Source organism: Peterkaempfera griseoplana (genome assembly GCF_001418575.1).
Lineage (GTDB): Bacteria > Actinomycetota > Actinomycetes > Streptomycetales > Streptomycetaceae > Peterkaempfera > Peterkaempfera griseoplana.
On the sequence record NZ_LIQR01000243.1, the window covers coordinates 1 to 8,528 of the forward strand.

Sequence of the window (8,528 nt, forward strand, 5' to 3'; positions counted from 1 at the left end):
GAAGCCCCGTTCCGGGACCTCACGGTCCCGGGGCGGGGCTTTCTGCATTTCAGCTCTGCTGCAGGACCGCGGTCGCGCCGGCCCGCCAGCTCTGGTCGCCACGGCCGTCGTCCCATTCCAGGTCCACATCGCTCCCCGAGCCGTCTCCTGTGGGCGTGACGGCACAGCGGCCGTCGATGAAGGGGCGGATGGACCCGTCCCCGGCCAGTTGGAAGCGCAGGTTGTCACCGTGGCTGCCGGAGGCCGAGCTGCACTGCCAGACCCCGACGCCGCGATCGGTGTCGCCCCGCGAGTCCAGGCAGAACTCGGGATTGGCGTAGTTGCGGAGCAGGTGGTCGCCGTCGAGGAACCACTTCTGGCTGGTGGCGCCGGTGCAGCTGTGGACGATGACGTCGGCGCCCTGGTCCAGGAACTGGTCCGCGACATCCAGGCAGAGACCGGACCGCTCGTTGACCAGTTCGCTGTAGGTGGAGCCGCGGGTCGGCGGTGGCGGTATGGGGGCACCGGTGGCCCCGGCCGTCGGGCGGACGGAGGCCGTCGCGGAGGTGGTGGGCCGGTGGCCGGGCTTCGGGGCGCGGGAGACCGCGGATGAGGCCGAGGAGGAGCTCGCCGACGGGCGGGACGGCGCGGCCGGGACGGTGGCCGTCACGGTAGCGAACGCGGTGGTGCGGGAGATGACCAGCGGAGGCACTCCCAGCGGGTCGGTTCCGTCCGCCGGGACGCTGCTGTTGGAGGGGACCAGGGTCACGATGGTGGTGGCTGCGGTGGCCGCGATGACCACCACGGCGGCAGTGGCACTCACAGCAGGGAACTGACGGGCGATCCGCAGCAGCCGGCGGCCGCGTGGCGCCCTGCCCCGGTGGTCGCTGACAACGGCCCCGTAGGGGCGTTCACCTCCGGTCACCTGGTCGGCCTGCGTGGCCCGGGGCACAGGGCGACGGGCCGTCTCGGCCCCTCGGCGTGGCAGCAGCACCCTGGGGTTGCGTACGGCGATGGTGCGACCGGTGACGGACCGCGCGAGCCTGGCGGCGACATAGGAGGCGCCTCCCCAGACGAGCAGCCCCTCGGCGAGTACGGCGTCGGGGCGCTCGCTCATGCCGACGAGGTCGGTCAGTACCCGGGCGCAGCGCGGGCAGCCGGCCAGGTGCCGGTCCAGGTCCTCGTTGTGGTGGACGCCGGAGCGGCGGGCGGCGGCCTCCACCAGGCCGCTGAACCGCCGGCACTCCTCGTCGGCCTGGCGTTGCGTGTGGGCCTGGAGGTAGGCGTCGCGGTAGGCCTCCCTGGCCTTCTCCCGCAGATAGGGGACGCTCTGCGGTTCCAGGCCCAGCAACCGGCCGGTCTCGGCGTCGTCGTCCTCCTCGACCACCGCGTGCCAGAGGATCGCCTGGGTGCGTTCCGGCAGGGACCGGAAGGCGGCCGGCATCGGGGCGCGGGACTCGACGGCGTCCGGGTCGGGGCGGCCCTCGGGGGTGTCGGCGGTTGCGTGGTCCAGCCAGGCGGTGAAGTCGGCGGAGAGGTCGGCCCGGTGTCCGGCGGCTGCCCGGGCGGCGGCTGAGCGCCGTACCAGGATGAGCAGGTGGTACCGCCAGGACTCCCTGGGGCCGCCGGAGACCCGGACGGACTTCTGGGCACGGTCGAAGGCCTCGTCCGCGAGCTCCTCCGCCGTGTGCGCGTCGCGGCTGCAGATGCGGGCGTAGGCGAGTACCGCCGTCAGGTGGCGGCGGCGCAGTTCGTCGACGGCTTCCAGTGCGATGGGTTCGTCACTGCGGACCAAGCGCGTCAGTTCGGCGTCGGCCAGGTCTGTGCAGGGTGGGGCATCCAGGCTTGCCTCGCCCCAGCGCGACTGGTCGCTGTCTGCGGCCTCCGTGGGCCGGATCCGGTCGGATCCGTCGAAGCGATGGAGCTGAGACACGCTCTCGACTCCTCGTCCTGCGGCGCTCCCGTACCGGGTAGTGACGCGTGGTCACACAGTCTGGTTCATACCGGGCTTGGGGCATGCCGGAGCATACCCGGCCCGCCGCTGCCCGGGGGCGCCCATCGATCTGGTGGGTTGGGGGTGCCCATGTTGCTGGACTTCGGGCCGTCACGGAAGAGGAAATTACTGACGAGTCATATCGGCTGCGGAAGTCATGGCGGGTTCGTGTACAACTCGTGGCTGAGCGTGTCGAATCGGGGTGTTGCGGCACCCATGTGAGACGTATTGTCAGGACGATTCGGGCGCGTGCATGACGTGGCGCGCGCATGACGACCACCCGTCGCGCCCGCCCTCACGCCCCGGTTGGGAGACGCACAGTAGTCAGCAGACCCGAGGAGGGATGCAGGACGACCGCCTCGCCTTCCGCTGCGGAGGGTGCCCCCGGCCCGGTGACGGAGGCAGGCCCAGCGCCGTCCGGCCCGGCGGTGGCGGCGAGCAGGGCCGCTACCGACGAGGGCGCCGCCGGTCCCAGCACCGTCCGGCTGGCTGCGGTTGTCCACAGCCTGTGGACGGAGCGGTCTCCCCAGCGTGCCCTGGCCTGCTCGGGGGAGCGCAGCAGCACCAGCGCCGGCACCCCCTGGGCCCCGCCCCGCGCGACCAGATCGGGCAGGCCGGGCAGCGGGGCGACCGCTGCGACGTCGTCGAGGACGGCGAGCAGTGGTGGGTCGAGCCGACCGGAGGATGACCGTACGGCCATGCGCCGGCCGTGCTCGACCACGTCCTGGGCGAGGGCGGTCAGGAGCGGCATGGCGCCGGGCTGGTGGTACGGCGCCTCGACGGGCTCCGCCACCAGGTACAGCGTTCCCCGTTCTGCGAGCAGCGACTCCACATCCAGGCGATCCGTCATGGACGGTGTGCAGGACTGGAGGACGTGCAGCTCCTCCAGTGAGGAGAGCGTCCTGCCCAGCAACTCCATGGCGTCGTCCAGCAGTTGCCTCCCGGTGGCGTGCGGCGCCGGGGTCAGCGCGGCCTCCAGCTCTCCGCTCCAGCCCTCCGCCGCACCGTGGTCGGTGCGCAGGATCCGTACCGCGTCCCGGGTGCCGTGCCCGCCCGCCCAGCGGTGCACCTGGCGGAACGGGCGGCCGTCCAGCGCGGCCGCGTGCAGCCAGCAGCGCAGCAGGGTGCGAGCGGTGGCGTGGACGGCGGCGGCGCCGTCGCGGTGCGGGGGGATCACCGGGTGCAGCAGGGCGTCCGCGCGGGCCGTCGCGGTGGCCGCGTCCCCGCAGTTGTCGTGGGGTGCCCAGCGCAGCCGCTGGGGGGCCTCGGCGGAGGTGAGGCGCAGCGGATCGAAGACCCGCACCGGCCCGGTCTTCTCCCGCCGTGCCGCGGTGGCCTCCCAGGTGGCCGGTCCGGCGCAGGTGACCAGGACGGGGCCGGGAGCGCGGGCGATGGCGGGGTGCACCAGCAGCGGGCCCTTGGTGCCGGCGGCGGAGGGCGGGGCGAAGACGCAGTGGCCGCCGTCCAGCGGGGCGTACAGCGGGGTGCCGGTCGCGGTGTCGGTGCCGAGCGCCACTCCGTAGGCGAGGGGGTCCGGGGCGGTGCGGGCGCCCGGTCCGGCGAGTCCGGTGTCCGGGTGCGGGCGGATGGCGGTGGCTCTGGGGAGCAGGGCGGCGAAGGAGAGCGGGTGCGGGCCGGCCGCCGGGGCCGGCTCCGCCTTGCTGAGGGTCGGTGGTACGGCCGGGGACTGCAGGGGCATGACCTCGTGGCTGGGGAGGGCGGGTCCGGGCGGTTCATCCACAGGCTGTGGACGACGGACCGGATCCGCCGGTACGGGAGGAGTCGGCCTCCGTACGGGCCGGCGCAGCCGGGCCCGGGCCGCGAGCCCCACCAGCAGCAGCGCGGTCAGCAGCACGAGCAGCGTGAAGAAGGTCCACCAGAAGGCGGTGGCCGAGGGCAGAGGCTGTGGAGCGGGATCGTCCCCGGTGGGGGCCCAGGCCGCCGGGAGGTCGTGCGGCTGGGTGACCAGGTGGCGGATGGCCTGGGCGGACCGGGTGAAGGGCAGCGGTCCGGGCCAGCTGCCATGGGTCACCACGGCGGCCAGCCCGGTGGCCGTCCAGACCAGGGTCACCGAGCCCAGCAGCAGCGCCAGCAGGGCGATCACCGCCCCGTCCGGTATCCCGGAGCGGGGCGGAGACGTCGGGGCGGGGGCGGGCGGCACAGGACGGGTCATGACGTTCCGGGGTGCTAGGCGGCGGGGTCGTCGGCGAGTTGCTGCTCCGCTCGTACGCGCTCGGCGACCGCGTCCTCGGTCATGGCGCGGTCGGTGTAGACGAGCGGCCGCTCGGTCTCGGTGATGATGTGTTTGACGACCTGGACATTGCCGTTGACGTCCCACACGGCGATACCGGGGGACAGGGTGGGGATGATCTCGACGGCCCAGCGGGGCAGGCCCAGGACCCGGCCGGTGGCCCGGGCCTCCTCGGCCTTCTGCATGTAGACGGTGCGGGTGGAGGCCATCTTCAGGATGGCGGAGGCCTCCCGGGCCGCGGCGCCGTCGACCACGTCGGAGAGGTGGTGGACGACGGCCACGAAGGAGAGCCCCAGACGGCGGCCGAACTTCAGCAGCCGCTGGAAGAGCTGGGCGACGAAGGGGCTGTTGATGATGTGCCAGGCCTCCTCCACCAGGAAGATCCGCTTCTTGCGGTCGGGGCGGATCCAGGTGTGCTCCAGCCAGACGCCGACGATCGCCATCAGGATGGGCATCGCGATGGAGTTGCGGTCGATGTGGGAGAGGTCGAAGACGATCAGCGGGGCGTCCAGGTCGATCCCGGCCGTGGTGGGACCGTCGAACATCCCGCGCAGATCGCCGTCGACCAGCCGGTCCAGCACCAGGGCGACATCCAGACCCCAGGCGCGGACGTCGTCCAGCGACACCCCGAGCTGCTCCACCGAGGCCAGCTGCGGGTTGCGCAGGGTGTCCACGATGTCGGTCAGCACCGGCTGACGGGTGGTGACGGCGGAGTGGACATGGGCGTGGGCGGCCTTGAGGGCGAACCCGGCACGCTCCTCCAGGCCGCGGCCCATCGCCACCTCGACGATGGTGCGCAGCAGCGCCAGCTGGCCGGTTGTGGTGATCGCCGGGTCCAGCGGGTTGAGTTTGATGCCGCCGTCCAGGGCGGCCATCGGGTCCAGCCGGATGGGGGTTATGCCGAGCGCCTCGGCGATCAGGTTCCACTCGCCGACGCCGTCCTCGCCCTGGGCGTCCAGCACCACCACCTGACGGTCGCGGAAGCGCAGCTGGCGCAGGACATAGGTCTTCTCCAGCGCCGACTTGCCGTTGCCGGACTCGCCGAGCACCAGCCAGTGGGGGGCGGGCAGCTGCTGCCCGTAGAGCTGGAAGGGGTCGTAGACGTAGCCCTTGCCGCTGTAGACCTCGCGGCCGATGATCACGCCGGAGTCGCCCAGGCCTGGGGCGGCGGTGGGCAGATAGACGGCCTGCGCCTGGCCGGTGGAGGTGCGCACCGGCAGCCGGGTCGTCTCCACCCTGCCGAAGAGGAAGCTGGTGAAGGACTCGGTCAGCGCGCTCAGCGGGGACGGCATGGCGGCTCCTCGGTGCGGCTGGACAGCGTGTGTGCGGCGCGTGGGCCGGCGGCCGCGGCGCGATGGCAGGTCATCGGCGGATGCCGGTGGCGAAGGGCAGGGTGTTGACGAAGGCCCGGTGGTGCTCGCGGTCGCACCACTCCAGCTTGAGATAGCTCTTGCCGGCGGAGGCGCGGATGGTGCGTTTGTCGCGGGCCAGCGACTCGGGATTGCGGGACGAGACCGTGATGTACCCGACCAGGTTGACCCCGGCCGCGCCCGACGCCAGGTCGTCGCCGCGCTGGTCCACCCGGCCGGAGTGGGCGAGGTCGCGCGGGTCGACGGTGCGGTTCATCTTCGCCGCGCGGCTGGCCTCGGCGTCGTCGTTGGTCTTCTCCGTCAGCATCCGCTCGATGGCGACGTCGGTGGGCTCCAGGTCCATGGTGACGGCGACCGTACGGATCACGTCGGGGGTGTGGACCAGCAGCGGCGCCAGGAAGTTGACACCCACCGGGGTGAGCGGCCACTCCTTCACCCAGGCCGTGGCATGGCACCAGGGCTCCCGGGTGGCCGACTCCCGGGTCTTGGCGGTGAGGTACTGGGGGTGGGTGGCGTCCAGCTCGGCCGGCCAGGCGTTGCGGCGGGACATGGCCTGGATGTGGTCGATGGGGTGGTCCGGGTCGTACATGGAGTGCAGCAGCGACGACAGCCGGGCCTGGCCCAGCGGCTGCCGGACCCGGATGTCGGCCTCGGCCAGCCGGGCGCAGATGTCGGTGAGCTCACGGGCCATCACCGCGGCCATGCCCTCGTCGCCGCGCACCCGGCGCTGTGCGGTCCGGCCCATGGCGTTGGCCTCGGCGACCAGCTCACGGGTGTAGTGCATGCACGCCACCAGATAGGCGCGGTGCTGCTCGGAGGAGGTGGAGACCATGGACTGCAGCTGGTCGTAGGAGTTCTGCAGCCACGACGGGGCACCGGGGTCGCCGCGCCGCTCCACGTCCTTGGCGTGGGCGTCGGGGTCGGCGGGCAGGGTACGGGCCAGCATCTGCAGCCTGGTGACGAACCCGTCGCCGTTGGCGACGTGCTTGAGCAGTGTTCCGAACCGGTCGACCAGCGCCTCCTGGTCCTCGGAGTCGCGCAGGCCGACACCGGGGCCCTCGATCTCGATGGCGGCGGTGACCGTGTGCCGGTCCAGGTGGAGCAGTACCGCGACCTCGTCCGGGCCGAACGGCGCGGAGAGCCAGCGCAGCCGGCCGACGCCGGGCGGCGGTCCGACCTCCACCTCGCGCCCGTCGAGGTGGGTGCCGGCCTCCATGACCGGGGACTGCCAGCCGCCCCTGCCCGACCGTACGGTGCGCCGGTAGGTGCGGTTGATCTCCGCCCACTTGTAGAAGGTGCGCCCGCGGTAGGGGACGTAGACGGCGGCGAAGGCCAGCACCGGGAAGCCGACCAGCCCGAGGATCCGCAGCAGCAGGATCTGCACCCCCAGACCCCACATCATGCCGAGGAAGGCCCCGAAGATGATCAGCAGCACCTCGCCGGTCTCGCGGTTGCGGCCGATGATGGCGTTGGGCCGGGCCTTGCCGATGAGGTAGGTGCGGCGCTGGTGGGCGTACGGGCTCCCGCCGTACTGTCCGCCGTACTGGCCGACGGGCTGGCTGGACACGGGCCGTCACACCCCCTTCGAGGTCGGGCTGCTGTGGTTGGCGGAGGAGGTGGGCGGGCCCGCCTGGGCCGGTGGCGCGGCGGCGGTGCGGGTGCCGCGGGTGGAGTGGGCGGCGATGCCGGGGGCGACCGAGCCGCCGCCCGCCGGTGCGGAGCCGCCCGAGGCGCGGCCCGGGGCGCCGTCGCCGCCGCCGCGCGAGCCATGGGTGGAGATGCCCTGCTTGACGAAGTTGGCCGGGCCGTTCACCACGGCCTGACCGGCCGAGACCGCCCCGGCGCGGGCCTTGCGCATGGCGATCATGTCGTCGCCGAAACCGGGGACGAAGCGGTAGATCGCGGCGCTGGCGAAGATGGAGAGGAACAGGATGGCCAGCCCGGAGAGCACCTTGGCGAACGAGTCCGAGGCACCCGCGTCGGTGGCGATCGCTCCGGCCAGACCCAGGACGATCACGATGACCGGCTTGGCGAGGTCGACGGCCACCATCAGCCCGGCCCAGCGGCGCACATGCTGCCAGAGCTGGCGGTCGACCAGCCCGGAGTAGACGGCGGTGCCCAGCAGCGCCCCCACGTACAGCATCGCCGCCCGGATCAGCAGCTCGAGCCAGAGCACGGCGGCGGCGAGCACGGCGACCAGCGAGACGATGATCAGGATCAGCGGGCCGCCGCCGAGGTCGCCCTTCTCCAGGGTGTCGGCGAAAGCGCCCAGGTAGGTGCCGGTGTCCGACTTGGTGCCGAGCGCGATGGCCTTGGTGATCCCGTCGGTGGCGGTCACCACGGTGTAGAGGATCAGCGGGGTGAAGGCGGAAGCCAGCACCGTCAGCCAGAGGAAGCCGATCGCCTCGGAGAACGCCTGCTGGATCGGTGCCCCGCGGACGGCGCGCTTCGCCACGGCCAGCAGCCACAGCACCATGGTGAGGATGGTGGAGGCGGCGAAGACCACGGCGTACTGGCGGAGGAACGCCGTGTTGGTGAAGTCGACCTCGGTGGTGGAGTCGATGGCGGTGGAGAGGCGGCGGATGACCCAGGCGGCCGCCTGGGCGCAGCCCTTGGCGAGGGAGCCGAGGGGGTCGGTGACGGTGTTGGCCGTGTCACCCACCGGGTTCGATCCGCCGCACAGGGAGTTGGCGGGGCCGATCAGGCCTCCGCTGCAGCTGCTGGGGGCTGACGGTGCCGGCGACGGGCTCGGCGCCGCCGTGGCCCGCTGGGCCGCCGCGAGCAGGGTGAGCTGGAGGGCGGTGAGTGCCGTGCCGAGCGAGGCCGCGCGGCGGAGCGGGAAGCTAGCGGGCATAGCGGAAGCCTCCGTACTCCTCGGCGGCGGACCTGATCTCGTCGGCGCTCGCCGCCGGCTGGTCGCCGGCGACCGGTGCCG

At 72.9% G+C, this 8,528-nt stretch carries 5 protein-coding genes; all 5 read right to left on the bottom strand.

The genetic code is table 11. The features are described 5' to 3' along the window. Positions 1–49 precede the first annotated feature (49 nt). On the bottom strand, positions 50–1,912 hold the full coding sequence (locus AOK09_RS18560) for a ricin-type beta-trefoil lectin domain protein (RefSeq protein ID WP_055588325.1): 1,863 nt from the start codon (positions 1,910–1,912) through the stop codon (positions 50–52). Between the two features lie 355 nt (positions 1,913–2,267). Next, a complete protein-coding gene (locus tag AOK09_RS18565; protein WP_107101375.1) occupies positions 2,268–4,145 on the bottom strand; it encodes a TraM recognition domain-containing protein in 1,878 nt (625 codons plus the stop codon). A 14-nt stretch (positions 4,146–4,159) separates the two neighbouring features. Further along, positions 4,160–5,515, bottom strand: coding sequence for an ATP-binding protein (locus tag AOK09_RS18570; RefSeq protein WP_055588327.1), 1,356 nt, complete (start codon positions 5,513–5,515; stop codon positions 4,160–4,162). A 70-nt stretch (positions 5,516–5,585) separates the two neighbouring features. Further along, positions 5,586–7,082 carry an SCO6880 family protein gene (locus AOK09_RS18575; protein ID WP_055588329.1) on the bottom strand — a complete coding sequence of 499 codons (1,497 nt, stop codon included), beginning with the start codon at positions 7,080–7,082 and terminating at the stop codon, positions 5,586–5,588. 84 nt (positions 7,083–7,166) lie between these two features. Further along, positions 7,167–8,447 (bottom strand): hypothetical protein, encoded by a 1,281-nt coding sequence (locus AOK09_RS18580; protein WP_055588328.1) that lies wholly within the window; start codon positions 8,445–8,447, stop codon positions 7,167–7,169. Positions 8,448–8,528 lie beyond the last annotated feature (81 nt).

Coding starts and splice junctions, on each gene's coding strand:
- AOK09_RS18565 (WP_107101375.1), bottom strand. CDS start 4,145: ATGACCCGTCCTGTGCCGCCCGCCCCCGCCCCGACGTCTCCGCCCCGC.
- AOK09_RS18570 (WP_055588327.1), bottom strand. CDS start 5,515: ATGCCGTCCCCGCTGAGCGCGCTGACCGAGTCCTTCACCAGCTTCCTC.
- AOK09_RS18580 (WP_055588328.1), bottom strand. CDS start 8,447: ATGCCCGCTAGCTTCCCGCTCCGCCGCGCGGCCTCGCTCGGCACGGCA.